Source organism: Nocardia sp. NPDC019219, from assembly GCF_040632645.1.
GTDB lineage: Bacteria > Actinomycetota > Actinomycetes > Mycobacteriales > Mycobacteriaceae > Nocardia > Nocardia sputorum.
Window position 1 is genome coordinate 341,594 of sequence record NZ_JBEYCG010000003.1, and the last position, 24,973, is coordinate 366,566.

General features: G+C 69.1%; 27 protein-coding genes. 12 read left to right on the top strand and 15 right to left on the bottom strand.

Annotated elements, in window-relative coordinates:
* Positions 1-16: 16 nt before the first annotated feature.
* Complete coding sequence (locus tag ABZ552_RS08695; protein WP_357436361.1) at positions 17-388, top strand: heme-binding protein; 372 nt, start codon at positions 17-19, stop codon at positions 386-388.
* Positions 389-958: 570 nt separating this feature from the next.
* On the top strand, positions 959-2,185 hold the full coding sequence (locus ABZ552_RS08700) for a helix-turn-helix transcriptional regulator (protein WP_357436249.1): 1,227 nt from the start codon (positions 959-961) through the stop codon (positions 2,183-2,185).
* Positions 2,186-2,245: 60 nt separating this feature from the next.
* Here ABZ552_RS08700 and ABZ552_RS08705 read toward each other — a convergent pair whose 3' ends face one another.
* From ABZ552_RS08705 to ABZ552_RS08720, 4 genes are all read right to left on the bottom strand, one after another.
* Positions 2,246-2,440 carry a hypothetical protein gene (locus tag ABZ552_RS08705; RefSeq protein ID WP_281917245.1) on the bottom strand — a complete coding sequence of 65 codons (195 nt, stop codon included), beginning with the start codon at positions 2,438-2,440 and terminating at the stop codon, positions 2,246-2,248.
* Between the two features lie 301 nt (positions 2,441-2,741).
* On the bottom strand, positions 2,742-3,449 hold the full coding sequence (locus ABZ552_RS08710; protein ID WP_357436251.1) for a DUF1731 domain-containing protein: 708 nt from the start codon (positions 3,447-3,449) through the stop codon (positions 2,742-2,744).
* Positions 3,450-3,505: 56 nt separating this feature from the next.
* Positions 3,506-4,123: an SRPBCC family protein gene (locus tag ABZ552_RS08715; RefSeq protein WP_357436253.1), complete on the bottom strand. Its 618-nt coding sequence runs from the start codon at positions 4,121-4,123 to the stop codon at positions 3,506-3,508.
* A gap of 168 nt (positions 4,124-4,291) precedes the next feature.
* On the bottom strand, positions 4,292-5,155 hold the full coding sequence (locus ABZ552_RS08720; RefSeq protein WP_281880734.1) for a M23 family metallopeptidase: 864 nt from the start codon (positions 5,153-5,155) through the stop codon (positions 4,292-4,294).
* A gap of 928 nt (positions 5,156-6,083) precedes the next feature.
* Between ABZ552_RS08720 and sucC the strand changes: the two genes are divergently transcribed.
* The 6 genes from sucC to purH all read left to right on the top strand — a co-directional run bounded on the left by sucC (position 6,084) and on the right by purH (position 13,596).
* Positions 6,084-7,250, top strand: coding sequence for an ADP-forming succinate--CoA ligase subunit beta (sucC, locus tag ABZ552_RS08725; protein WP_281877481.1), 1,167 nt, complete (start codon positions 6,084-6,086; stop codon positions 7,248-7,250).
* Between the two features lie 25 nt (positions 7,251-7,275).
* Positions 7,276-8,190, top strand: coding sequence for a succinate--CoA ligase subunit alpha (gene sucD / locus ABZ552_RS08730; protein ID WP_039801159.1), 915 nt, complete (start codon positions 7,276-7,278; stop codon positions 8,188-8,190).
* Positions 8,191-8,628: 438 nt separating this feature from the next.
* Positions 8,629-9,696, top strand: a complete 1,068-nt coding sequence (locus tag ABZ552_RS08735; RefSeq protein ID WP_357436256.1) for a DUF5336 domain-containing protein — start codon at positions 8,629-8,631, stop codon at positions 9,694-9,696.
* 91 nt (positions 9,697-9,787) lie between these two features.
* Positions 9,788-11,314: a DUF6350 family protein gene (locus ABZ552_RS08740; protein ID WP_357436259.1), complete on the top strand. Its 1,527-nt coding sequence runs from the start codon at positions 9,788-9,790 to the stop codon at positions 11,312-11,314.
* Between the two features lie 57 nt (positions 11,315-11,371).
* Entirely contained in the window at positions 11,372-12,028 is a 657-nt protein-coding gene (gene purN / locus ABZ552_RS08745; RefSeq protein ID WP_357436363.1) for a phosphoribosylglycinamide formyltransferase, read from the top strand.
* Positions 12,025-13,596, top strand: a complete 1,572-nt coding sequence (purH, locus tag ABZ552_RS08750) for a bifunctional phosphoribosylaminoimidazolecarboxamide formyltransferase/IMP cyclohydrolase (RefSeq protein ID WP_281877487.1) — start codon at positions 12,025-12,027, stop codon at positions 13,594-13,596. Before purN ends, purH begins: the two co-directional genes overlap by 4 nt.
* A gap of 203 nt (positions 13,597-13,799) precedes the next feature.
* Here purH and ABZ552_RS08755 read toward each other — a convergent pair whose 3' ends face one another.
* A complete protein-coding gene (locus ABZ552_RS08755) occupies positions 13,800-14,261 on the bottom strand; it encodes a hypothetical protein (RefSeq protein WP_357436261.1) in 462 nt (153 codons plus the stop codon).
* A 212-nt stretch (positions 14,262-14,473) separates the two neighbouring features.
* Between ABZ552_RS08755 and ABZ552_RS08760 the strand changes: the two genes are divergently transcribed.
* Positions 14,474-15,058, top strand: a complete 585-nt coding sequence (locus ABZ552_RS08760; protein WP_281877493.1) for a LysM peptidoglycan-binding domain-containing protein — start codon at positions 14,474-14,476, stop codon at positions 15,056-15,058.
* 80 nt (positions 15,059-15,138) lie between these two features.
* Here ABZ552_RS08760 and rpsR read toward each other — a convergent pair whose 3' ends face one another.
* Genes rpsR through rpmB form a run of 4 tightly spaced genes read right to left on the bottom strand, consistent with a single transcriptional unit; the run spans position 15,139 to position 16,152 of the window.
* The gene (gene rpsR / locus ABZ552_RS08765) at positions 15,139-15,393 is read right to left on the bottom strand and encodes a 30S ribosomal protein S18 (protein WP_011211513.1); all 255 of its coding nucleotides are present in this window, start codon (positions 15,391-15,393) and stop codon (positions 15,139-15,141) included.
* A 34-nt stretch (positions 15,394-15,427) separates the two neighbouring features.
* On the bottom strand, positions 15,428-15,733 hold the full coding sequence (rpsN, locus tag ABZ552_RS08770; RefSeq protein ID WP_281877495.1) for a 30S ribosomal protein S14: 306 nt from the start codon (positions 15,731-15,733) through the stop codon (positions 15,428-15,430).
* A 1-nt stretch (position 15,734) separates the two neighbouring features.
* Positions 15,735-15,905, bottom strand: a complete 171-nt coding sequence (rpmG, locus tag ABZ552_RS08775) for a 50S ribosomal protein L33 (RefSeq protein ID WP_019049259.1) — start codon at positions 15,903-15,905, stop codon at positions 15,735-15,737.
* Between the two features lie 10 nt (positions 15,906-15,915).
* Positions 15,916-16,152: a 50S ribosomal protein L28 gene (gene rpmB, locus ABZ552_RS08780; protein WP_043697994.1), complete on the bottom strand. Its 237-nt coding sequence runs from the start codon at positions 16,150-16,152 to the stop codon at positions 15,916-15,918.
* A gap of 102 nt (positions 16,153-16,254) precedes the next feature.
* Between rpmB and ABZ552_RS08785 the strand changes: the two genes are divergently transcribed.
* From ABZ552_RS08785 to rpmF, 3 genes are read left to right on the top strand one after another with little or no spacing between them, the layout of a single operon-like run.
* Positions 16,255-17,607 carry a GTP-binding protein gene (locus ABZ552_RS08785; protein ID WP_357436264.1) on the top strand — a complete coding sequence of 451 codons (1,353 nt, stop codon included), beginning with the start codon at positions 16,255-16,257 and terminating at the stop codon, positions 17,605-17,607.
* Positions 17,604-17,864, top strand: coding sequence for a type B 50S ribosomal protein L31 (locus ABZ552_RS08790; protein WP_357436266.1), 261 nt, complete (start codon positions 17,604-17,606; stop codon positions 17,862-17,864). Before ABZ552_RS08785 ends, ABZ552_RS08790 begins: the two co-directional genes overlap by 4 nt.
* 1 nt (position 17,865) lies before the next feature.
* Entirely contained in the window at positions 17,866-18,039 is a 174-nt protein-coding gene (rpmF, locus tag ABZ552_RS08795) for a 50S ribosomal protein L32 (RefSeq protein ID WP_281877501.1), read from the top strand.
* Between the two features lie 454 nt (positions 18,040-18,493).
* On the opposite strand, the gene ABZ552_RS08800 is transcribed toward rpmF, so the two are convergent.
* The 6 genes from ABZ552_RS08800 to ABZ552_RS08825 form a co-directional block, all read right to left on the bottom strand.
* Positions 18,494-19,543: a DUF1906 domain-containing protein gene (locus ABZ552_RS08800; protein WP_357436269.1), complete on the bottom strand. Its 1,050-nt coding sequence runs from the start codon at positions 19,541-19,543 to the stop codon at positions 18,494-18,496.
* A gap of 152 nt (positions 19,544-19,695) precedes the next feature.
* Positions 19,696-20,496, bottom strand: coding sequence for an MHYT domain-containing protein (locus tag ABZ552_RS08805; protein ID WP_281877503.1), 801 nt, complete (start codon positions 20,494-20,496; stop codon positions 19,696-19,698).
* Positions 20,489-21,046, bottom strand: coding sequence for an ATP/GTP-binding protein (locus tag ABZ552_RS08810; RefSeq protein ID WP_039801302.1), 558 nt, complete (start codon positions 21,044-21,046; stop codon positions 20,489-20,491). The genes ABZ552_RS08805 and ABZ552_RS08810 overlap by 8 nt, the downstream gene beginning before the upstream one ends.
* A 100-nt stretch (positions 21,047-21,146) precedes the next feature.
* Positions 21,147-21,518, bottom strand: coding sequence for a DUF742 domain-containing protein (locus ABZ552_RS08815; protein WP_040782732.1), 372 nt, complete (start codon positions 21,516-21,518; stop codon positions 21,147-21,149).
* Positions 21,519-21,525: 7 nt separating this feature from the next.
* A complete protein-coding gene (locus tag ABZ552_RS08820) occupies positions 21,526-21,936 on the bottom strand; it encodes a roadblock/LC7 domain-containing protein (RefSeq protein ID WP_039801134.1) in 411 nt (136 codons plus the stop codon).
* On the bottom strand, positions 21,933-24,698 hold the full coding sequence (locus ABZ552_RS08825) for an ATP-binding protein (RefSeq protein ID WP_281877505.1): 2,766 nt from the start codon (positions 24,696-24,698) through the stop codon (positions 21,933-21,935). Before ABZ552_RS08825 ends, ABZ552_RS08820 begins: the two co-directional genes overlap by 4 nt.
* Positions 24,699-24,973: the final 275 nt, after the last annotated feature.

The following is a 24,973-nucleotide window of genomic DNA, read 5'->3' on the forward strand; positions in this document are numbered from 1 at the left end:
CGCTCGACCGAGCCGAATCCGTGGTCGCCGCCGCCCGCCGAGCCGCGACCGACCGGGGGAAACGGTCACGATCGCGGTGGTCGACGCCGACGGCAATCTGATGGCCTTCGCACGCATGCCCGGCGCGTCGCTGCCCACCATCGACGCCGCCCAGCACAAAGCTGCCGCCGCGATCGCACTCGGCTTCGACACCATTCAGATGGCCCCGCTCAACGACCCGGGTCACCTGCTGCCCGGGGCGGTGTCCTCGGGCGAACCGTTCGTGCCGCACGGCGGCGGTGTCCTGATCGAAACGGGCGGAGTCCTGATCGGTGCGCTCGGAGTGTCCGGCGCGACAACCCCGATCGTCGATCACAAGATCGCGTCGGCGGCCGCCCGGTCGGGCTGAGTACTCATCCGGTCACCTGCCGATACCGCTCCCAGCTGTTCAGCGTGGCTCACGCGAAGTGTCCGGCCTCATCCGCCCCGCTTCGATGAGCGTCTGCCGGGCCGCCGCCTTGCGTGGGCATTGATCGGTTCGGCATGCCCTGTGTCGTTGCATGGCCAGGTGCGCTTCGGTAACGCTCAATGGAGTGTCGGGCGCTTCGTGCGGCCACCCGGTAGGCCACATTCCGGCGTCGGGTTGCTCGGCGCGAAGCCGTTGGCGTTCCCGTGCGGCACGCCACTCGGCCGCCACCCGATCGATGATCGCTTGCGCCGACATGTCGTCTTGCTCGCCGTCTCGCCACCAGTCGAACCCCATCGCGTTTCACCCCTGCTGTGCTCGCTTGTCGTTTCGGCGCACGCCACCCGGCGGGGTGATAGTCACCGCAGGCCGCTCACGGCTTGCGATGCGTCCGTTCCGGTCGGCAGGGACGCGCCCGCCGGGTGGGTGCGGCTGCAAGCGTCGCGCGGAAAACCCCGCTCTGGACTGGGAAAACGGCTACAACGCGTCTACTGATCCGCCTACCATGCACGCATGGGGACGGACGGGGGGTTTCCTCCTGACATCGGGGAACGTCTGCGAGCCGCCAGGCAGGCGGCGGGGCTCTCACTCGCCGAGCTAGCGGCGCGCATCCCGTTTTCACGCAGCTACTTGGGCCATGTCGAGACGGGGACACGCGCCGCCTCGCCCGACGTGGTCGCGGCCTATGCGCGCGCATGCGGCGAAGTGACCTGCGATCCTGTCACACTGGTCAGTATGTTGGGCCGAGCCGATGTCGACCGCCGCTCGTTCCTGCGCACGTCCGTCTACAGCGCGGCGCTTTCCGCGACAGCGCTGGTGCCGCAGTCGGATATGGCCCGGTTGGCCCGAGTCGATGAATCCGCGCGTGTCGGCATGCCGGAAGTGCGTGCTGTGCAGAGGATCACGGACGCGTTCCTCGGCCTGGACGAGGTCAAGGGTGGCGGTATCGGGCGGACCGCTGTCGCCGAGTTCCTGAGCACGGATGTCGCGTCGCTGCTGCGGTCGCGGTTCGCCGATTCGACGGTCCGCTCCGCGGCGTTCAGCTCTGCGGCAGAGCTGGCCTACCTGGCGGGTTTCAAAGCCCATGACGCGGGGGAGGACGGCATCGCCCAGCGGTACTTCCTTTCGGCGTTGCGGCTGGCGGAGGAATCCGGTGTTCCGGGACAGGACGGCTTCTGCTTCCGCATGCTCGGGTTACACGCCACCGATGTACGACAGCCGCAGCACGCGGCCGAGCTTGCCGAACGCGGTGTGGCAGTGGCGCGCGACAAAGTAGGCCCGGACACCATGTCCTTGTTCCTGGTTGGTCTGGCGCGCTGCTACGCCGAAACGGGGCAGCATCGAGCAGCGCGGAATACTCTGCGGGAGGCGGAGCCGTGGATCGATACGGAAATCACCACCGAGTTACCCCGCTGGGCAGCGCTCTGGTGTCCGAACAAAGCGAGCGTAGCCAGGCAGACGTCGAAAGCGTTCGCCGCCTTGGGTGATTACGTCGAAGCTGAGCGGTATCTCTTCCTGTCGCATTCGATGTGGCATCCCGAAACACATACTCGAATTCATGCGCTCTCCGCAGCGGAAACGGGACTGATCCGGTGGCGTCTGGGACGGCATGAGGACGCGGCAAAACTGTGGCGGCCCGCACTGCCCCTTCTGTCCACCGTGACCTCGGAACGCGCATCGAAGGTTATGCGGAAGGTGCGGAAGGTCGCCCCGGAACTGTTCGCAGGCGCGGCCACGTGACGGTTCTGCCATCCACGCTGCCGTGGGGTTCAGATCCCATCAACTGACGAATACGTCGAACTAGCGGTTGTCCAGCACCATCGCGATGGGAACGCGGATCTCCCCACCCGGGTCGAAACGCAGGACAACCATGTCCGGGGTCCAGTCGATCCGTGGTTCGGTACTCCAGCCGAGCGGGATCGTGATGACGTGACCGCGTGACACCCCGCTTTCGAACAGCGGTCCGAGCCATACCTCGTACGCGTCGATGTCCATCCGGCTGTGTGTCCGCTTTACGGCGGCGGCATACGTGCCGCTCCATGTCGGATATATGCGGACCGTGTCAGTGTGATGCATGAATAGGCTGACTGCCGCCAGGACTGTTACGAGCACGCCCGCACTGAGACCGAGCGCGAGTCCCCACGCGAACGGCCAACTGAGTATGCGTCTTCGGGGCCTGGCTCGCGGCGGGCGCCGCAACTGCTCTACGGGCCGCATCGGTTCCAGAGGGGGCTGCGAAACTGTCATGGCCCCATCATGCTCGGCGTGGCAGGCCCTTCTACGCACCTGGAATTGGTCAGTGGGGCAGCAGGTCCCCCAACGCCTTGTCGAGGGTGGGATAGCGGAAGGTGAAGCCCGCCTTCGGCAATACCTCCGAGGTGGCGTGGCGGCCGGTGAGGCCGAGGGCCGGATCGGAGCGGAGGAGGATCGCGCCGAGGGTCAGTAGGGGTGCGGGCGTGGGTGGGGCGGGTGGCCGGTGCAGGTGTTTGCGCAGGAGGCGCATCAGCTCGCGGTTGCGGACCGGTGCGTCGGTGGCGGCCACCAGAACTCCGTTGGGCAGTTCGATCGCCGGATCGAGGCCGAGGGCGGCGCGGACGATCGCGAGCCAGTCGTCGATGTGGATCCAGCTGAACCACTGGTTGCCGGAGCCGACTCGACCGCCGAGGCCCACCCGGGTGAGCTGGGTGAGGCGTCGCAAGGCGGGCGCTTGCGGGTCGAGCACGATCGAGGTGCGCAGAATGGTCCAGTGTGCGGCGTGGGCGGGGTCGAAGGACCGCTCCCACGGTTCGGCGACGCCGGTCATCTGCGGTAGCCCGACGGGTAGGGGAGTGCTTTCGGTGCAGCGGGTTTCGTCCGCGTCCGACCATATGGCGGTAGTGCTCGCCTGCACCCAATAGTCGATCGGCGCGTCGCGTGTCGCGGCGGCGGCGACCAGGGCGCGGGTGGAATCGACTCGGCTGTCGCGTAATTCGGCGATGTTCCGCGCCGTCGGACGGCAGTCCACCAGTTTCCCGGCGAGGTTGACGATTGCCGTGCGACCGGATTACGCAGCGTCGCAACCTACGCACCGACCGATCTGCCGTCCCACTCCGTTTGATCGAAAGGCAGCTCGGGATCGCGACGACGAGTGAGGATGACGGCGCGATGGCCGCGACAGGTCAGGTCTGCGGCGACGTGCCTGCCGAGTCCGCCGGTGCCGCCGGGGATGACCACCGTGAGCGCGTCGGCACCGGGCTGGAGGCCGGCCGCGAAGGCCAAGCGGGCGAATCCCACCCGCACATCGGATTCGAGCAAGCCGGTGGTGAGCAGCCGAGCCATACCGGCTGACAGGCCTAGAAAGGTCAATCGCTGGGTGATTTCGGTGCCGCCGTCGCGCGGCGTCAGCGTCCAGCTCAGCCGCATCCGCCCGAGCGGTTCGGACTGTTCGATGCGCAGCTCCCGCTCCGGCCGCACGGCGGCGACGACGAACGGCAGCGCGGTGCGCACGTGCAGACCGCGATGCGCCCGCCCTCGTGGCACGTAGGTTCCCGTACTGCCTACCGCGACCGGTCCGTCCAGCCGCGCAGCGGCGACGCCCGGGTTCCACTCCGGCCATCGCGTCGGATCGCCGAGCACACTCCAAATCCGTTCGGCAGGCATCGCGATGAATTGCGTGTACGTCGTTGTACGTCGTGCCATGAGCCCGACGCTAATCCGTCGGCGGGCGCGGGGGAATCGTGCGCATCGTCATGTACCGAATCCGCGGTGCGGGGACGAGAATGCCCGGCCGACGCGAACCCGATGGCCGTAAGGCACCCGAACTCCGTGCGCCGGAGCCACCACTAGCGCGTGGCCACGGCGCGCCGTTCAGTCGCGCTGCGGGCCGAGGCTGATGCCGCGGGTCGCCAGCCAGGGCAGCGGGTCGACCTTGTCGGTGCCGTTCAGCCAGACCTCGAAGTGGCAGTGCGGACCGGTGGAGAATCCGCGGTTGCCGATCGTGGCGATCTGGTCGCCGGCGAGCACGCGCTGGCCCTGGGACACCGTGGCGGTGTCGATGTGGCCGTAGATGGTGACGGTGCCGTCGTCGTGCAGCAGGCGGACCCACATGCCGAAGCCAGAGGCGGGCCCGGCTTCGATCACGGTGCCGTCGGCGACGGCGTAGATCGGGGTACCGATCGGGCCCGCGATGTCGATGCCCAGATGCTGTACGCCCCAGCGCATGCCGAAGCCGGAGGTGAAGGTGCCCGCGGCGAACTTGCTGAAGAGCGGGCGAAGCTTCGCCGCCTCCTGGGCAGCGAGGTCTTCCGCGTACTTCTGGCCCTTCTGCAGGATGTCGTTGAACTGATCGAGGTGCGCGGGCGAGGAGACGTTCAGCACCTGCGGGGAGTCCGGCGCCGCCGTCGGATCGGCCACGTTCATCGACTGCGCGGCGATCTCATGGATCTGGCCGGCGGCTTCGTAGTCCACCGCCTGCGACGGCTGCTCGGGCGAGGCGAACGCGGCCTGTCCGGCCGCGACGACCGCACCCGCGGCGACGGCGGCGACCGCGGCGCGTCCCTTCAGAGCGGCGGGCGGCGCCGCCACCCGATGCGCGCCGCCGCGCTTGTTCGCGGCACGGCGCCCGGGGATGACGGTCGGGAGAGCGGGTGTGCGCGGCTCCTCGGGAGCCTCGGGCTCGGCGGTCTCGGTGGCCCAGGACTCCTCGGGCGCCCAGCAGCCGGTGTCGGACACCCAGGATCGCTCGTCGGGCGCCCACGCCTCCTGTTCGGCCCACGCGTCGCCGGAGTTCCATGCGCCGCCGTCGGACCAGGTCTCCTGCCGCGCCCAATTCTGTTGCGCCCACGCGTTGTTCGTGGCCCAGGAGTCGTCGGAGGCCGCGTTCTGATAGGCCGGCTGCTCGTAGCCCGCGTCGTGGACGGGCTGTTCGGCGTCGTAGCCGTAGCCGGCGCCGGTGGCCTGGAAGTAGTCGTACTGCGCCTGCGGCGCGGCTTCGTACCCGGCGTGGTGCTGGTCGAACGAGGGTTCGGCGTGTGCGCTCGGGGCGAAGGGCTCGTCGTCGGGGCGGTAACGATGTCCCGTCCGCGAGCGATCGGTGAGAGCGAAGGTGGAGCTGTGGTTCATCGGCGGTGCCACATCGTGAAGCTGGTGGAACTCGGAAGCCGCCTGACCAGCGGCGTCGATCGGTCGAATACGGAGCGGCTCTCCATCTGCGGAGCGCTGTGCTGCGTCAAAGCTTGCCGTCCTCCTAGTCGTGACCGTGTTGTGACATCGACCGCATTGACGGTAACGAAATGATTGAGCGGCGACAAGCGGTGCGGCTGGTCCGTAACAAACATGTGAGATTGATCACGCTTAGCCCGTGGAATAACTCACTGCTGTATGGGCACCCCGGAGAGGTTGTTCAACGACAATTCGTAGTAGATCCGGCTCCGCCCATGGGTTCGCCCGCTCTACCTGGCGCGGTGCCAGCAACCTACTCGCCAGTAGCGTTGGCCAGGGGTTTTGCCGGTCCGGGCGACGCCGGGTGACCTGCGCCACTTAGGATGAACGTGGCCGATTGGCCCTCCATGTGACTGGTTAGAGTCCGACCCGACCCGCTTCCGACGTCGGGCCGCCAACAAAGACGTTGTCATCGCAACGCAGACGAGACGGTGAGTACATGGATCTCTTCGAATATCAGGCGAAGGAGCTCTTCGTTAAGCACGGAGTGCCTTCGTCCGAGGGCCGCGTCACGGACACGGCCGAGGACGCCCGCGCCATCGCGGCGGAAATCGGCAAGCCGGTGATGATCAAGGCCCAGGTGAAGGCCGGTGGCCGTGGTAAGGCCGGTGGCGTCAAGTACGCCGCGACCCCGGAGGACGCGCTCACGCACGCGCAGAACATCATCGGCCTGGACATCAAGGGCCACATCACCAAGAAGATCCTTGTCGCCGAGGCCAAGGACATCGCGGAGGAGTACTACATCTCCTTCCTGCTGGACCGGGCCAACCGGACCTACCTGGCCATGTGCTCCGTCGAGGGCGGCATGGAGATCGAAGAGGTCGCCGCGACCAAGCCGGAGCGGCTGGCGAAGGTCCCGGTCGACGCGGTCAAGGGCGTCGATCTGGCGTTCGCGCGCTCGATCGCCGAGCAGGGCCACCTGCCCGCCGACGTGCTGGACGCCGCCGCCGTGACCATTCAGAAGCTGTGGGAGGTGTTCGTCGCGGAGGACGCCACCCTGGTGGAGGTCAACCCGCTGGTGCGCACCCCGCAGGACGAGATCCTCGCGCTGGACGGCAAGGTCACCCTCGACGAGAACGCCGGATTCCGCCACCCGGAGCACGAGGCGTTCGCGGACAAGGACGCGACCGACCCGCTGGAGCTCAAGGCCAAGGAGAACGACCTCAACTACGTCAAGCTCGACGGCGAGGTCGGCATCATCGGCAACGGCGCCGGTCTGGTCATGTCCACCTTGGACGTCGTCGCCTACGCGGGCGAGGGCCACGGCGGCGTGAAGCCGGCCAACTTCCTGGACATCGGTGGCGGCGCCTCGGCCGAGGTGATGGCCGCCGGTCTGGACGTCATCCTGAACGACAGCCAGGTCAAGAGCGTGTTCGTGAACGTGTTCGGCGGCATCACCGCGTGTGACGCGGTCGCCAACGGCATCGTGAAGGCGCTGGAGATCCTCGGCGACGAGGCGAACAAGCCGCTGGTCGTCCGCCTGGACGGCAACCGCGTCGACGAGGGCCGCAAGATTCTGGCCGACGCCGCGCACCCGCTGGTGACGCTGGCGCAGACAATGGACGAAGGCGCCGACAAGGCCGCCGAACTGGCAGCCGCCCGATAACGACGGCCGAGTAAGGACGAAAAGAATGTCTATCTTCCTGAACAAGGACTCCAAGGTCATCGTCCAGGGCATCACCGGCGGCGAGGGCACCAAGCACACCGCGCTGATGCTGAAGGCGGGCACCCAGATCGTGGGCGGTGTGAACGCGCGCAAGGCGGGCACCACCGTCGCGCACACCGACAAGGACGGCAACGCGGTCGAGCTGCCGGTGTTCGGCACCGTCGCCGAGGCCATCAAGGAGACCGGCGCCGACGTGTCCATCGCGTTCGTGCCGCCGAAGTTCGCCAAGGACGCCATCATCGAGGCCATCGACGCGGAGATCCCGCTGCTGGTGGTCATCACCGAGGGCATCCCGGTGCAGGACACCGCCTACGCGTGGGCCTACAACGTGGAGAAGGGCAACAAGACCCGGATCATCGGCCCGAACTGCCCCGGCATCATCACCCCGGGCGAGTCGCTGGTCGGCATCACCCCGGCCAACATCACCGGCAAGGGCCCGATCGGCCTGGTCTCCAAGTCCGGCACGCTGACCTACCAGATGATGTACGAGCTGCGCGACTTCGGCTTCTCGACCTCCATCGGCATCGGCGGCGACCCGGTCATCGGCACCACCCACATCGACGCCATCGAGGCGTTCGAGAAGGACCCGGAGACCAAGCTGATCGTGATGATCGGCGAGATCGGCGGCGACGCCGAGGAGCGGGCCGCGGCCTACATCAAGGCCAACGTCACCAAGCCGGTCGTCGGCTACGTGGCGGGCTTCACCGCTCCCGAGGGCAAGACCATGGGCCACGCGGGCGCCATCGTGTCCGGTTCGTCGGGCACCGCCCAGGCGAAGAAGGACGCGCTGGAGGCCGCGGGCGTGAAGGTCGGCAAGACGCCGTCCGAGACCGCCGCGCTGGCTCGCGAGATCCTCGAGAAGGCCAGCATCAGCGCCTGATCTCTCCTCCGCGCACGAAGGCCGCCTCCGAATTCGGGGGGCGGCCTTCGTCATGTGTGGCGGTGGGCTCAGGCTTGGGCAGCAGCCGAGCGTCCTGACCAGCCACGTGCGGAACTGGGCGCGCTGCCGGGGATCCGTGATCCCCTTCGCTTGTTGACACGAGGCAACGCGGCGGATGGTTCATCGACTTTCGCCGGGAATTCCCCGCTATTGAGAATCCGCGGGTGTGAAAATCGCCATCGCGGGAAACAGTTCTGAGGAGCGGTAGGTGGTCTCGCTGAAGACTCCGCGCCGGACATCTGCCGCGACCTGCCGGGATACGGGCGGATCCGCTCATCCCGGCCGTCGCGGCGGGGTGACCTGGGCGAGGGAGTGCAGTAGCGTCAGAAGTAATCCAGCCGTGAAGACCATGTACGACTCGATTTAGGAGACGACGACATGTCCTACCCGACCGGGGGCTCCGGGTACAACACACCCTCGCCCTCAGCGCCATCCAGCCAGAGCCCGGCCACGGGTGGTGCCACTTCAGGTTCGAGCGCTACCGGTTCCGATGCCAAAGGTCTGCCGTTCTTCCTGGTGGTCGGCGTAGCGGCGCTCGGCGTGATCAACTTCCTGCTCGGCTTCCTGCCGTTCCTCGGCAGCAAGCCGGTCGATATCGGCGGCCGCCGGGTCAGCGCGCCCGAGACGGCCAACCTCTTCGAGGTGGCCTCCGGTACTCCGCTGCTCGGCCTGCTGCTGCTCGGCGGTCTGCTCGCCGGGCTGTCGCTGCTGCCGAAGCAGAACTGGATCGGCGCGGCCGCCGCGGCTTCGACCGCTGGTTTCATCGCGCTGCTGTTCCAGTCGTTCAACTTCGGCGAGGGCAGTGAGCTGAAAGCGGGAGCGTTCGTCCTGCTCGTGCTGGCCTTCGTGCAGGCGGCCGTGGCGATCGCCGCGACGCTGTTCGAGACGGGCATCCTCAAGGCGCCCGCACCGCGCCCGGCCACCGCGCCGAGCGGTTTCGGCCAGGGCGGCTACGGCCAGCAGCAACCGTCGTACGGACCGGGCCAGCAGCAGTCCTACGGCCAGGGGCAGCCCGGTTACGGCGCGAGCCCGTACGGCCAGTCCGGGTACGGCGCGCAGGCCGCGCCGCCGCAGTTCCCGTCCCAGGCGGGGCAGCCGTCGCCCTACGGGCAGAGCCAGCCCGGATACGGTCAAGCGCAGCAGGGCCAGTCCTACGGCCAGCAGCAGTCCCCTTACGGCCAGAGCCAGCCGACCACGGCTTACGGTGCGTCCCAGCAGCCGGGTTCGCCCTACGGCGCGCAGCCGCGCCCGGACGAGAGCGTGACCCAGCACTTCGGCGGCCAGCAGCAGTCCGGCCAGCAGTCGCCCTACGGTTCCCCGGGCTACGGCCAGCAGCAGGCCCAGCCGAGCCAGCAGAACAAGCCGTTCGGCGGCGAGCAGAGCGGTGACCCCTCTTCGGACGCCACCCAGGCTTTCCGTCCCTCGAACGACGACAACAACAAGTAGGAATTCAGCGGCATCCTCCCCGCGGCGGCGGTCGCGTGCCTGCGGCGCGCCTGACCCGTTCGTGCCGGGGAGGATGCCACGCTGAAATGCCATGAGCTCCTCCAGAAACTCCTCGACCCGCCGGATCGGCGGGTCGCGCGCGTCGCAGCCGGACCCCGACGCGGAGGAAGCCGGGTTTCTGTCGCTCACCCCGGAGCGGTCCAGGGTGCTCATCGCCGTCGCGGGCCGCCCGTCGGCCTTCGGGCTGACCACCCTCGTCGTGCTCGTGCTCGGCACGCTGCTGGCGGCGGGCAGCGATCTGGATGGCGCGTCCGGCGCGGTCGCCGCGTCCTGGCTGGCCGTGCATCAGGTGCCGCTGGTGATCGGCAAGACCTCGCTCGGGCTGCTTCCGCTGTTGCCGACCGCCCTGCTGGTCTGGCTGGCCGCGCGGGAATCCGCGCGCGCCGTCGAACCGCAGTGCACCCGGGCGGATCTCGGGTGGATCGTCGGCGCCGCGGTAGGCGGTCCGCTGCTGGTCACTTCCGTCTGCCTCGCGGTCACCGAAGACGCCTCCGGGGTCATCGCGCTGCAACCGCCGAACACCCTCGCCGCGTTCGCGTGGGTCGCGGCGCTGTATCTGCTGGCCGCCGCCATCGGTATCGCGGTCCGCCTGCGGCAGCAACTGTTCGCGCTGCTGCGAATGCCCGATTGGGTGGTCTCCGGCCTCTACGGCGCAGGCCGCTCCACGCTGCGCCTGCTGGTCTGCGCGACGGCGGTGGCGGTGATCTCGTTCCTCGCGCACATTCCGCGCCTCGGCGAGATGTACCGATCGGCGGGCGATTTCGGTGGCGTCGTCGGGCTGACCGTGCTCTCGCTGGCCTACCTGCCGAACTTGGTGATCCAGACCGTCGGCGTGCTGGTCGGTTCGAGCGCGCAGATCGGCGTCGCGTCCTTCGGGGTGTTCTCGGTGGTCGGCGGCCCCATCCCGGCGTTTCCGTTGCTCGCCGCGGTGCCGACCGGGCCCGCGGCGGGATGGTGGCCGGTATTGCTGCTGATCCCCGCGGCAGTCGGCGTGCTCGGGGGGCTCGACCTCGCGCGCACCTCCACCGACCGGATCACCGCGCCGTGGGCCACGCTCACCTCCGCCGCGCTCGCCGCGCTCGCGCTGACGGTGGCCGGGATGGTCGCGGGCGGCGACCTCGGCGAGGTCGGACGGGTCGGCCTGGACCTGCCGATCTTCACCCTCGTTGCGTTCGCCTGGCTGGCGATTCCCGGCTACGCGGGGCTGGCTTTCGCGCGCTGGTTCCTGGTGCCGGTCGGCGTCCCGCCGGGCGGCTACGCCGATCCCTACGACGACTACTCCGACGCGGACGACGAGGACGACGCGGACTACGACGACTACTACGACGACCACGACTACTACGAGGACGACGACTACCACGACGACGACGGCTACGACGACGACCACTACGACTACGACCAGCCGGAGCTGGAGGGCCCGCTGGACGCCGAACTCGTCGACGAGCCGCCCGCGATCGAGACCCGCGTCCGCTACCACGACCACGCCGGGGCCGACATCGTCGACGCCGAGGTGGTCGAGGCGGACCTGCCGGACAGTGACCGGGTGGACGGTCGTTAGGCTCTAACCCGGCGGTGCCGCATCCATCCGCCATCCGAACGATCAGGGAGTAGAGCGCTGACGTCCTCGCACGCCTCGTGGAAGCCCGCAGCTACGCCGGCCACCGTCGTCGTGCTGGCATCGGGCACCGGCTCGCTGCTGCGCGCCCTGCTGGACGCCACGGCCGCCCCCGGTTACCCGGCGAAAGTCGTCGCGGTCGGTGTCGACCGGCTCTGCGCGGCCACCACACACGCCGACGCCGCGGGCGTGCCGCATTTCCGGGTGGCGGTGAAGGACTTCCCGGATCGCGCCGCCTGGGACGCCGAGCTCACCGAAGCGGTCGCCGCGCACAACCCGGATCTGGTGGTGTCGGCGGGCTTCATGCGACTGCTCGGCCCAGCCTTCCTGGACCGTTTCGGCGGCCGCATCATCAACACCCATCCCGCCCTGCTCCCCGCCTTCCCCGGCGCGCACGGTGTGCGTGACGCGCTCGCCTACGGCGTGCGGGTCACCGGCTGCACCGTGCACCTGGTCGACGAGGGCGTGGACACCGGACCGATCCTCGCGCAGGAGGCGGTGCCGGTGCTGCCGGGTGACGACGAGTCCGCCCTGCACGAACGCATCAAAGTTGTCGAGCGACGGTTGCTGGCGGAGGTCGTCGCCGCCGTCGCGACGCGAGGCATTGTCTCCGACGGACGAAAGGCAGTTATCCCAGATGAGCGAGTTCTCCGGTGAGTGAACGCAAGCCGATCAGCAGGGCGCTGGTGAGCGTCTACGACAAGACGGGTCTCGTGGAGCTCGCGACCGGTCTGCACGCCGCCGGCATCGAGCTGGTCTCGACCGGGTCCACCGCGGGCCGGATCGCGGACGCGGGCATCCCGGTGACCAAGGTCGAGGACCTGACCGGGTTCCCGGAGACCCTCGACGGCCGGGTCAAGACGCTGCATCCCCGGGTGCACGCGGGCATCCTGGCGGACTCGCGCAAGCAAGAGCACGTCGACCAGCTGGCCGAGCTCGGCGTCGAAGCGTTCCAGCTGGTGGTGGTCAACCTCTACCCGTTCACACAGACCGTGGCGAGCGGCGCGACCCCCGACGAGTGCGTGGAGCAGATTGATATCGGCGGGCCGTCCATGGTGCGCGCCGCGGCGAAGAACCACCCGTCGGTGGCGGTGGTCGTGGACAGCGGCGATTACGACGACGTGCTGGCCGCGGTGCAGTCCGGCGGCTTCACGCTGGCCGAGCGTACGGCGTTGGCGGCCAAGGCGTTCCAGCACACCGCGAGTTACGACGTGGCTGTCGCGAGCTGGATGACCAACGTGTTGAGCGCCGGTGACGCGGCGGAGGACACGGAGACCCGCTTCCCCGGATGGCTCGGCGGCACCTGGGAGCGGTCGGCGGTGCTGCGCTACGGCGAGAATCCGCATCAGTCCGCCGCCCTGTACGCCAACGCCGACGGCAACCCCGGTCTGGCGCAGGCGCGGCAGTTGCACGGCAAGGAGATGTCGTACAACAACTACGTCGACGCCGACGCGGCCTGGCGCGCCGCCTACGACCACGAGGCCCCGGCCGTCGCGATCATCAAGCACGCCAACCCGTGCGGCATCGCGCTCGGCGGCGACATCGCCGAGGCGCACCGCAAGGCGCACGCCTGCGACCCGGTGAGCGCGTACGGCGGGGTGATCGCGGCGAACCGCGAGGTCACCGTGGAGCTGGCCGAGCAGGTCGCCGAGATCTTCACCGAGGTGATCGTCGCGCCGTCCTACGCCGACGGCGCCGTGGAAGTGTTGCAGCGCAAGAAGAACGTGCGCATCCTCGTCGCCGAGGCACCGGTGCGCGCGGGCGCCGAACTGCGCCCGATCAGCGGCGGGGCGCTGCTGCAACAGCGTGACGTGCTGGACGCGCCGGGCGACGACCCGGCACACTGGACGCTGGCCGCGGGCGAGCCCGCCGACGCGGAGACGCTCGCCGATCTGGCCTTCGCCTGGCGCGCTTGCCGGGCCGTGAAGTCCAACGCCATTCTGCTCGCGCACGACGGCGCTTCGGTCGGGGTCGGCATGGGGCAGGTCAACCGCGTGGACGCGGTCGGCCTGGCGGTCCAGCGGGCGGGAGACCGCGCCAAAGGTTCGGTGGCGGCCTCCGACGCCTACTTCCCGTTCCCGGACGGTCCGCAGACCTTGATCCAGGCCGGTGTCCGCGCCATCGTCCAGCCCGGCGGCTCGGTGCGCGACCGGGAGACGATCGACGTCGCTCGTGAGGCTGGCGTCACCCTCTATCTCACCGGGGCCCGTCACTTCGCCCACTGAGATCGGTAGTACTGGAACGCCGCGTCGGATCGAAGGTCCGACGCGGCGTTTCGTTCCGGCGGCGATGACGCGGCCGCGGATTGCTCACCGGAAGGCGCTTCGGCTGAACATCGGCGCAAGCCGGTAGCTACCTGGCCTCCCGGATGGGGAAGGCGGAGGCGAATCCGTGCGGCGCGGAGGCCCCGGCCATGCGGTACGGCGTCCTAGACGGCGCTGAGCACGGTGCGGTTGCCGAGCGGTTCTTTCAGCGGCACCGCCAAGGTGCCGAACACCGCGATCATGGTGCACATCCGGCCGACCGCCTCGGCGCGGCTGCCCGAGCGCAGTTCGACGGTGACCGTCGACGCGGTCTCGGTGACCGTGGCGTCCACGCCGTAGCACTCCGGCGATCCGGTTTCGAAGTTCACCGCTATCTTGTTGTCGCCCAATCGAGTCCACGATTGGAACGGGATCGGATGCGCCCCCACGATGGTCGGATCGGCGGTGAACTCGTTGCCTTGGTTCCCGCGTGGGTCCTCGCTCGGCGTGCGCGGCGCCGCGCTCGGGGTCGTGCTCGTGCTCGGCGGTTTCGCCTCGTCGTCCGAGCCGCCGCAGCCCGCGGCGGCGAGACAGGCGAGCACTACGGCGACAGCTGTGGCGGCGCGTCCGGCCTGGATCCGATCCATACCGACACCCTAGTCCGGGCGCTCGTTCGCGTATCGCCACGGCGGGGGCGTGGTGCACTGGGACGAACCCCACAGTGAACTTTCCGCGAACCGTGCGCGTAATAGCTCCGAAAAACGTTCGAGGGCAGTAAGTTCTGCGGGGATGCGCGCCAGAGCTGTTGCGGCGCAAATCATGTCGGATGCTCTACCAGCTTTTCCGGAAAGGAAGTATCGTGGCCGACACGCTGCGCGTAGGGGAAGAACTCGGGCGGGGTCAATCCCTCCAGGGCGGGGCTTACACCCTCACCCTGCAGGACGACGGCAATCTAGTGCTGTCCGAGCCGGGCGGAAATGTAGTGTGGGCCACCCAGACGCATGACCAGGGTGTGGAGCGGGCCGTGCTGCAGGACGACGGCAACTTCGTGCTCTACAAGAGTGACGGCGCTGCCTGGGCGACCGAGACCAACGGCCGGGCGGCCGAGCGGCTGGTCGTACAGGCCGATCGCAATGTCGTGCTGTACGGCGCGGACGGCGGCGCGCTGTGGGCTTCGGGCACCAACACCGACACTCCGCTGCCCGCCCCGGAGCCGGCGGCGGAACCGGTGCACGAGCAGGTCGCGGCCCCGGCCGCGGAGGAGGTGCCGCCTCCGCCGCCCGCCCCCGAACCGCGCACCTACACCGTCGAGCCGGGCGACACCCTGTGGGCGATCGCCGAGCGCTTCTACGGCGACGGCAACCGCTACCAGGAGATCGCCGACGCCAGCGGCATTCCCGACCCGGACGCGATCAACCCGGGACAGGTACTGACCATCCCGTGATCCGGATTCGGTAGCGACGACGAAGACCCCCGGCGCAGGCGCATCGGGGGTCTTTCGGCTCGCTCGTGGGCGGAGTACGCCTACCGGCTGGTGAACGGCAGCAGCGCCATCTCACGGGCGTTCTTCACCGCGACAGCGACCTGGCGCTGCTGCTGCGGGGTGAGCCCGGTGACCCGGCGGCTGCGGATCTTGCCGCGATCGGAGATGAACGTACGCAGCAGGTTCACGTCTTTGTAGTCGACCGTCTCGATGCCGGCGGCGATGAGCGGGTTCTTCTTCGGACGGCGGGCCTGCTCGGCGCGAACCTTCTTCGACGGTGCTCGCTTGACTGCCATATGACGAGTTCCTTCTCACGAGATCAGTGGTTGTCTACCAGCTCGATTTGTGCACACCGGGCAACTCGCCCCGGTGGGCCATCTCGCGCACACGCACACGGGAGAGTCCGAACTTCCGGAGATGACCGCGCGGTCGTCCGTCGGCGGCGTCCCGATTGCGCAATCGTACCGGACTGGCGTCGCGCGGCTGCCGCCGCAGTTCGGCCTCGGCGGCCGCGCGTTCGGCCTCGGGGGTGCCCGGCTTCCGGATGAGCTCCTTCAGCTCCGCGCGACGTTCGGCGTAGCGCGCCACGATCGCCCGGCGCTGCTGATCGCGGGCGATCTTCGACTTCTTGGCCATCTCAGCGCTCCTCGCGGAAGTCGACGTGCTTGCGCACCACCGGATCGTATTTGCGCAGCACGAGCCGGTCCGGATCGTTGCGGCGATTCTTGCGGGTCACGTAGGTGTACCCGGTGCCTGCCGTGGACTTCAGCTTCACGATCGGGCGGATGTCGGTGGATTTCGACGCCATGGGTCGCTCCTCAGATCTTGTCGCCGCGTGCCCGGATCCGGGCCACCACGGCCTCGATTCCGTCCCGGTCGATGGTCTTGATGCCCTTGGCGGAGACGGTCAGCGTGACGCGCCGGCCTTCGCTGGGCAGGTAGTAGGTCTTGCGCTGGACGTTCGGGTTCCAGCGGCGGCTGGTCCGCTTGTGCGAGTGCGACACGGACTTGCCGAATCCGGGCTTGCGCCCGGTGACCTGGCAATGGGCCGACATCCGGACTCCCTCCAGTAGATGACAATCGTTTTCGACAATGCTTGCCCGGCAATGTACCGTGACGTGACAGCAAATGAAAATCGTTACCGAAAGGGGTTGCCGGTGGCTGCGGCAGATTCCACCCTGGGACCACCCGAGTCCGACCGCAGAACGCCCGTGGTGGTGCTCACCGGTTTCGCCGGACTCGCCGCGGCGGGCGTGGATCGCGCGGCCGCGGTGCTGGGCATGGCGCCGGGTACCGTCGTGGTCCGCCACGACCTGACGCAACTGCGGGAAGGCATCGTGCACCGCACGGTGCGCACCGCCACCCGGGAGACTTCGGCCGTGCTGGAACTCGCACACGGCTGCGTCTCCTGCACCCTGCGGACGGATCTGCTTCCGCTGCTGTGCACCCTCGCCCGGCGCGACTCGGTGGACCGCATCGTGCTCGCGCTGGACCCGGCGTTCGAGGCAGAAGCGGTGTGTCAAGCCGTCGAGCATGTCGTGGTCGCCGGTGTGCACGGCCGTGTCGACGGCCCCGCTGGGCGCGACGTGCGGGTGGAGGCAGTGCTGACCTGCCTGGACGCCGGCGCCTGGCTCGCCGACGCGACCGGCGACGAGACGCTCGCCGAACGCGGTCTCGCCGCCGCCGACGACGACCGCACGGTGGCGCAGGTCGCGGTCGGGCAGGTCGATTTCGCCGACGCCGTGATCGCCCTCGGCGCCGTCACCGCGCACACCGCGCTGCTCGGCGAGGCCGCGGCCGAGCGTGGCAAGCTCGCGGCCGTACTGGCCAGGCTGGTCCCCGGCGCGCCCGTCGCCTGGCTGGGGGAACCGAGCTCGATCACACCCGCCCTGGTGGAAACGCTGATCACGCGCGTGCCCGCCGATTCGCGACGCGGCCGCGTGTTCGACGCGCACGCACCGCTGCTGCGCGGCCGTCCGCCCTTGACCACTGATTACGGCGTGGAACTCGTGGAGTTCGCCGCGGCGCGGCCGTTCCATCCCGCCCGCCTGCACGAGGCGCTCGACGTGTTGCTGGACGGCGTCGTGACCGCGCGCGGGCGGGTATGGCTGGCCACCCAGCCCGATGAGGTGGTGTGGCTCGAATCCGCCGGTGGTGGCCTGCGGGTGGGCGGCGCGGGGCGCTGGCTGGCCGCGATGCCGGAAGCGGAACTGTCCACGGTGGACCCGGAGCGGCGCGCGATGGCCGCCCTGCGCTGGGACGAGCGGTTCGGGGATCGGGACATCTCGCTGTCGATCCTGGTGCACGACGCCGATCCGGCGGAGATCCGCGAGGCGCTGCACTGGGCGTTGGTGGAGGACGACGAGTTGCGCCTGGTCGAACGCGCCCCCGAGCGGGTCGCCCTATGGGAGGACCCGTTCGGCGAATGGCACGCCGATCCGTGCGCGGCCGACGAGGAGGCGGGGCAACCCGCGCAGGAAGCGAAAAGCCCGAGAGGAGAGACGAAGTGAAGAAGGGTATCCATCCGGACTACCACTCGGTGGTCTTCGAGGACGTGAGCACCGGCAAGCGATTCCTCACCCGGTCCACGGCCACCAGCGCCCGCACGGTGGAGTGGACCGACGGCAACACCTACCCGTTGCTGACGGTGGACGTCACCGCGGACTCGCACCCGTTCTGGACCGGCGCGCACCGCGTGCTGGACACCCAGGGCCGTGTGGAGAAGTTCGAACGCAAATACGGCAAGCGCGCGCGAAAGGAATCCTGAGATGGCGGTACCGAAGCGGAGGATGTCGCGGTCGAACACCCGCAGCCGCCGGTCGAATTGGAAGGCGGCGCCGGTGGACTTGGTGCCGGTGACCGTCGGGGGCGTTGTGCGTCAGGTGCCGCGCCGGTTGGTGGCGGCCGTGCGGCGCGGCCTGATCGACATCGAGAAACTCTGAGCGCCGAGGTCACGAGCAGGGGCGCGCCGACTGCGTGATTGCTCGGGTGGTGCTGCCGAGTCTCCGGACGATGCGGATGCTGGTCAATCGTCCGGAAAAGGGCACTTCGGCGACCTCTGGCGAAAATTTTCAAGGCGACTACAAAGCGTGTCAGCTATTTTTCAGCTACCGATGTGTCCTGCATCACGTCGCACTATTGCGTGCTGGACGATTGCGATCGAGTAGCCAGGTGGTGAAATCCGGATGGGCGGTAGGTTTTTGGCCGACGAAAAGTTCGCCGAAAATGATGCGCTCGCGGCCGGATACCGGTACCCTCGTCGTCGAGGGCGGGTTCTCTTGGTTTCCAAGAGAACCCGTCCATCGCCAATTTCGGGCCCTGTCTCGCCGGGTTCCACTCTCCCCGAGGCGCTTCCGCCGCCGACCGCGCGGATGCGGCCGTGGCGCGGTGTGTGACTCAGTTCTTCGAGGTCAGCGCCGCCGCCCCGTCCTCGCCGCCCGGTGTCCGGCGCGCGTCACCATCGTGTCCCGGCAGTCCCGGAAGGTCCGGCAGCAACGCCTCCAACCGCGCCAGTTGTTCGCCGACCAGCGCGGCGGGGCCCTCGATCAGCGACAGCGGCCACGGCCAGTGCCGCCCGTTCCAGCGCTGCACCTGCTCGGTCAACTCGGCCGTCGTCGCCTCCAGTTCGCTGATCTCGGTACGCAATTCGCCAACTTGCGTTCGCAACTCGGCGGATTCGCGCTCCAGAGCAGCGATTCGGGCCAGCGCAGCGGCCAGTCCGTCCACTAGCGTCCGATTTCGGCCGTCGGCATCGGCGCCCAGCTGCGGCCAGCCCGACAAGTCGGGTCCGCGCAATTGGATCTGGATGTCGCGCAGCACTGCCTCTTGTTCCGGCGTCACGTCCGGATCCTCCCGTTCGACGAAATCCCACTGGCCGAAATCGATCGTCTCGGCCTCGTTGACGTCACAGCGCACGCCGCCGACGGTCACCTGGCGTCGCGTCTGATGAATGGCCCTTCTGCTCTCCACATTCGTGCCGGACCAGGCGTCGGTCTGCCAAGCCCACGTCGCGTATCCGGCGTCCAGGGCGCGACTGACCGTCCAGTACCCGCCGTAGATACCGACATTGGCGCGGCCGAGCACGGTCACCGCACCGTCCAGATAGGCGTTGATGCGGAACTGATCCTGCTCGGTGGCATCGAAATCCGCGGAGAAATAGATGGGCCGGTCCACCCGGCCGCCGCAGCGCAGCACCTGGGCCAGGGCCGCGCGCGCGTCCACGATGCCTGCGCCGTACCCGTCGAGCATCCGCGCGGCCGTGGTCTCCCAATTGGAGACGATCGAGACACCGTGCGTCCGCAGATCGTTCGCCTCGGCCGGGGTGAGCAGCTTGCCGGGCAGGCTAGGGCCGCCGTCGGACAGATACCGCACCACGAAGTCGTACCCCGCCGCCCGAATCGCCGCGCCCCCCGGACGTCCCGCGGCGTAGTCGAGACCGAAACGCATGGCTTCCACTGTAAGTGGGCCCGGTGGGTGAATCCGCGGCATCACCGAATCCGGGCCGTCCACCGGGGGCGGATCAGCGACAAACGGCCGAACAGCCCGGTAGCGCGCCGCGAATCAGGACCGGAAGTCGCGAAGGAGTCCGCGCGTCCGGATCAGCGAGCGGGCTCCAGCTTCGGCCGTCGCGGCTTCGGCGGGGCGGCCAGCTCGCGGCGATCCGGCGCGATCAGCACCGCGGAGATCGGCACGGTCAGGGCCAGCAGGCCGATGACGAACATCGGGAACACGAAGTCGAACAACTCCATGCCGCCGGGCACCTTCGCCGTCCGGTCGACGTCGAAATGCAACGCCGCCAGCGCCAAGTAGTAGGTGGCGGACACGCCGACGCCGAACAGCAGCACGGTCGCCGCGCGGGCCAGCGGGAAGCGCATGGTCTGGAACAGCCACAGCGTCGCGGACGCGGTGATCACCCCGATCACGGCGGAGACGACGGTCAGCCAGGCCGTCACGCCGACCGATCCCTGGATCTCGAGCGAGCCGATGCCGAGATAATGCGTGACGCCGATGCCGAGGCCAAGCACCGCGCCGCCGGGCAACAGCAGCGCGAGCCGCGGTGTGCGCCCGATGATCAGCAGCGCCGCGAAGACGGCCACGATGGACACCACCAGGGCCGCGACCAGCCGGCCCGGGTCGTAGCGCATCGCGCTACCCGGCACCTTCAGGCCGAGCATGGCCACCGACGTGGCCAGCCACACCCCCACACCGCCCAGCGAGATCGCCGCCGAGACCAGCCACACGAGCCGGAACTGGACCGAGCGCGCGCCGTGCACGATGCAGGCGAGGCCGACCACCGCGCCGAGCACCGAGATGCCCAGCGACAGCGCGACCAGCCAATAGCCGAGGGCGAACTGGTCGACGGACGCACCGCCTGCGGCCAGCACCGCGACCTCACGCATGGCGGGCGGTTCCTTCCAGTTCACTGGCCTTCAGCTGCGCGATCGCGTACTCGGTGACCGCGGCCAGCGCCTGGCGCACCTCGATCGCGTTGCGCGCGTCGATGTCCACGATCGGCACGCCCTCGCGCACCGAGAGCGCTTCGCGCAGTTCCGCGATGGGGAAGCGCGGCGCGTCCGGGAAGCGGTTGACCGCGATCAGGAACGGCAGCTTGCGCGCCTCGAAGAAGTCGACCGCGGCGAAGCTGTCCTCCAGCCGCCGGGTGTCGATCAGCACCACCGCGCCGATCGCGCCGCGGATCAGGTCGTCCCACATGAACCAGAACCGGCGCTGACCGGGCGTGCCGAACAGATAGAGCACCAGGTTGCCCGGCAGGATGATCCGGCCGAAGTCCATGGCGACCGTGGTGGTCTCCTTCTCCGGCGTCTCGGCGAGATCGTCGATGCCGTCGGAGTAGCGGGTCACCATCGCCTCGGTGCGCAGCGGAACGATCTCCGACACCGCGCCGACGAACGTGGTCTTGCCCGCGCCGAAACCGCCCGCGACGACGATCTTCGTCGAAGCGACCCGATTCTCGAAGCCGTCCGGCCCGGGGGCACTTCCCGGTCCGAGATTCCCACTTGGCCCGGGATGTCCACTGGGCCCCGAATTCCTATAGGGCGCGGAGTCCACGCAATGTCCTCTCCATCAACGAACGTCGCTCGTCATAGCTCGCCTCTTCGGTCAAAGTCGAATGCACGCGCATGGTGCCGTCGACGACCAGGTCGCCGATCACCACTCGGACCATGCCGAGCGGCCGGTCCAGATGTGCCGCGATCTCCGCGACCGACAGCCGATGCGTGCCGAGTCGCAATATCTCGGTGCGGATGTCGCCGGTCGGCCAGTCGAGATGTGCAGTGTACGACAAGGTTTCGATGACCGCCTCCAAAGGCAGGTCGATCGCGGGTTCGGTGCGCCCCGAGGTCAGGGCGTAGGGCCGGACGCGCGTTGTCGGCCGTGGTCCGGGGCCGTATGGATTGGACATCGCACACTCAGACAGCGGTGCGCGCGGTCGCGGTGACCACCGAACCCACCCGATCGACCAGCAGTGCCATCTCGTAACCGATGCGGCCGATATCGTGCGACTTGTTCGCCAGCACGGCCAGATGCGAGCCGTTGCCGACGCTCATCACCAGCAGGTAGCCGCGCTGCATCTCCACGATCGATTGCATCACCTTGCCGCCGTCGAACAGCGAGGCCGCGCCCATGGACAGACTGGCGAGTCCGGCGGTGACGGCGGAGAGCTGTTCGGCGCGGTCGCTGGGCAGATGCGGACTGGTGGCCTGCAACAAGCCGTCCGCCGATACCAGCACCGCATGGGACACGCCGGGCACATCTCGGGTGAAGCGGGCGACCAGCCAGTTCAGATTCTCGTCCGTGGTGCTGTTGTTCGCGTTGGTCATGCAAGCCCTCCGTCGTTGTACTGCGCATTGGCCCGCCCGCTGCGGACCCCACTGAGATGCCTGGTCAGGTTGTTGCGAATTTCTTCCGGATCGCGCGTGCCCGCGTCCTCCGCCGGTGCCAGGCCGCCGGGCACCAGCTGGGCGCCCGGCCTGCGGATCGGCAGCCCGCCGACGGTGCGCGCGGTGGTGGTCGGATGGCTGGCGTCTTCGGCGGCCAGCCAGCCCGCGTCACCAGGCGAGGACCACGAGCTTTCCGGCGATGGCGAGGTCGAGGGCTCGACCAGCCATTCCGAGACCATGCGCTGATAGATGGGGGTGGGGGAGGAACCGGCGACCGGCTGCAGCCGGGAGGAGGTCACCGTCGCGGGATCCGGCGCCGCCTCCTGCGGTGGTTCGGCGGGGGCGACCGGCTTCCGGATCGGAAGACCGGATCGCGCGGTGGTCTGCGGCGCGGGCGCCTGGCTCGGCACGGCAGGCGTGGGACCGGTGGTCGGCTCGTCGTCCTTGACCTCGGTCCACAGATCGGTGCGCGCGGGCTGCTGCTCCCGCTCGACGGCCTGCTCGCCGGTGGCGGGCGTCACCGGGGCGAACGGGCCGGTCGGGGTGCGGTCGTCCGAGCGCGGGGTGAGCACCGGCCACGGCTGGGTGGCAGGCTGGTCCGCCGGGCTGACCGACCGGCCGACCGGCGTGGAGACCGAGGGCTGGTCCGGGGCGTCGGCGACGCGGATGGCGGGACGGCGCTGCGGCAGGCCGGAACTCGTCACGCCGAAACGCGCGGTGTCGCGCTGCGGCAGGCTCGGGACGGGGACCAGGTTGCGCGGCTGCGCCCCGGTGGGCGGGGTGGCGAGCGAGGGCAGCTGGTGCTCGGCGGTGAGGTCGAGCGGCTTGCCCGCCGGGTCGGTGGCGTCCATCGGCGGCGCGACCAGCGCACCGGGCAGGTGCACGCTGGCGGTGATGCCCGGCTGCTGCGCCATCGTCGACGTGCGGCGCAGGCTCACCGTGATGGTGTGGCGCTTGGCCAGGCGGCCGACGACGAACAGGCCCATGCGGCGCGCGGTCTCGACGGTGACCTCACCACCGGAGGCCAGCCGGTCGTTGGTGGTCTGCAGGTCTTCCAGGGACATGCCGAGGCCGCGGTCGGTGATCTCGATCAGGTAGCCGCCGTCGACGGCGCGCGACACCATCACGGTGACCGGCGTGGTCGGCGGCGAATAACGCAGCGCGTTGTCGATCAGCTCGGCGAGCAGGTGCTCGATGTCGACGGCGGGCTCGCCCGCGACGATGCCGTCGGGCACCGCGCCGATCTCGACGCGCTGGTAGTCCTCGACCTGGGAGACCGCGCTCCACAGCATGTCCGACAGCGGCACCGGGTGCAGCTGTCCGCGGCGCAGCGCGGTACCGGCGAGCACCAGCAGGTTGTCGCCGTTGCGGCGCATGCGGGTGGCCAGGTGGTCGAGGCGGAACAGGCTCTGCAGCCGGTCGGTGTCGTCCTCGTCGTGTTCGAGGTCCTCGATCAGCGCCAGCTGCTGTTCGACCAGCGATTGGCTGCGGCGCGACAGCGTCTCGAACATGTTGCCGATCTGCAGGCGCAGGCGGGCCTGGTCGGCGGCGAGGTTGAGCGCCTGCTCGTGGATCTCGTCCACGGCGCGGGCCAGCTGGCCGATCTCGTCGGTGGTGTGCACCGCGACCGGGGTGATCTCCGGGGTGGTGCCGCCCGCGCGCACCACGGCGAGTTCGTCGGGCAGCTTGATGTGCGCCACCTCGAGCGCGTCCCGCCGCAGGCGGCGGACCGGGACGACCAGGGTGCGCGCCACCGACAGGGCCAAGGCCAGGCCCGCGAGCAGCATGCCGATGACGATCGTCGTCTCCCGCAGCGCACCGGCCTGCGCCTCGGTGGTGCGGGCGGCGAGCGCGCCGTCGATGGTGTCGATCAGCTGCGCGGTGGTCTTCTCGTAGGTGTCCGAGCTGACCAGCAGCGAGTCGATGACGGCCGGATTCGACGCCGGGTCGGCCACGTTCTGGCTGAAGGTGCCCAGACGGGTCTGCACCGCGTCCAGCAGCGGGCGCATGTTGCCCGCGTAGTCCGGCAGGATCTGCGCGTACTGGTAGATCATGGTGATCTCGGCGCCCGCGGCGACCAGCACGCGGGGCCGCACGCTCGGGTTGCGGCCCGCGTCCGGCGAACCGATCAGCATGCGCTGCTGGGTGAGCACGCGCCGGGCGGTCTGCACCGACGCCAGCTGCAGGAAGTACCGCTGGATGACCAGGTCGTCCACCGACGGCGACAGCGCGAGCGCGTTGCCGATGCGGACCATGATCTCGTCGGACTGCTCGCCGACCATGGCGGGCGAGCCGTTGCGCAAGCTGTTGCGCATCGTGGTGCCGGTGGCGATGGCCGAGGCGAGTTCGGAGGTGACCCGGCCGCTGACCTTGGTGGTCTGCAGGGCGGCTTCCAATTCGGCCAGCGCCTGGTCGAACTTCGTCAGCGCGGCGTCGGTCTGCGGGTCCGCGGTGTTGCCCCAGGTGGCGGTCGCGGTGACGCCCAGTTGCTCGGTGGCCGAACCGAACTTGACGATCGGCCGGATGATGATGGCTTGTTCGGTCGCCGCGTCCAACTGCGCCATGGTGCGCAGTTCGTTGTTGATGCGGAGCACGGCGAAGACGGTGGCCAGCAGCACCGGAAGCACCAGCACCACGCCAACCTTGCGGGTGACCGACCAGTTCGACAGGCTGAATTGCCAGGACCGCGGTGCAGCTTCCATCCGCTTCCGTCGCCTCCGCTTCACCAGTGACCTCGGGCGCGCGTGGCTGTTCGGTATTGATTCAACCCGCAAAGAACCAACTAGAGGTCTTCTTTTTACCGCACGGAACATACCGTGCAGAGGGGGCATCGGCAATCCGGGGGAGCCGCTCCGCAATTTACCGAATATGGCTATAGAGAACGTGTTTCGCGGTGGAAATGCGTAAGGGACGCGTCAACTTCTCGGCAGGGCCGTGGAAGGCCCTGGTCACCCGGGGTTGACGAGTGCGACGCGCC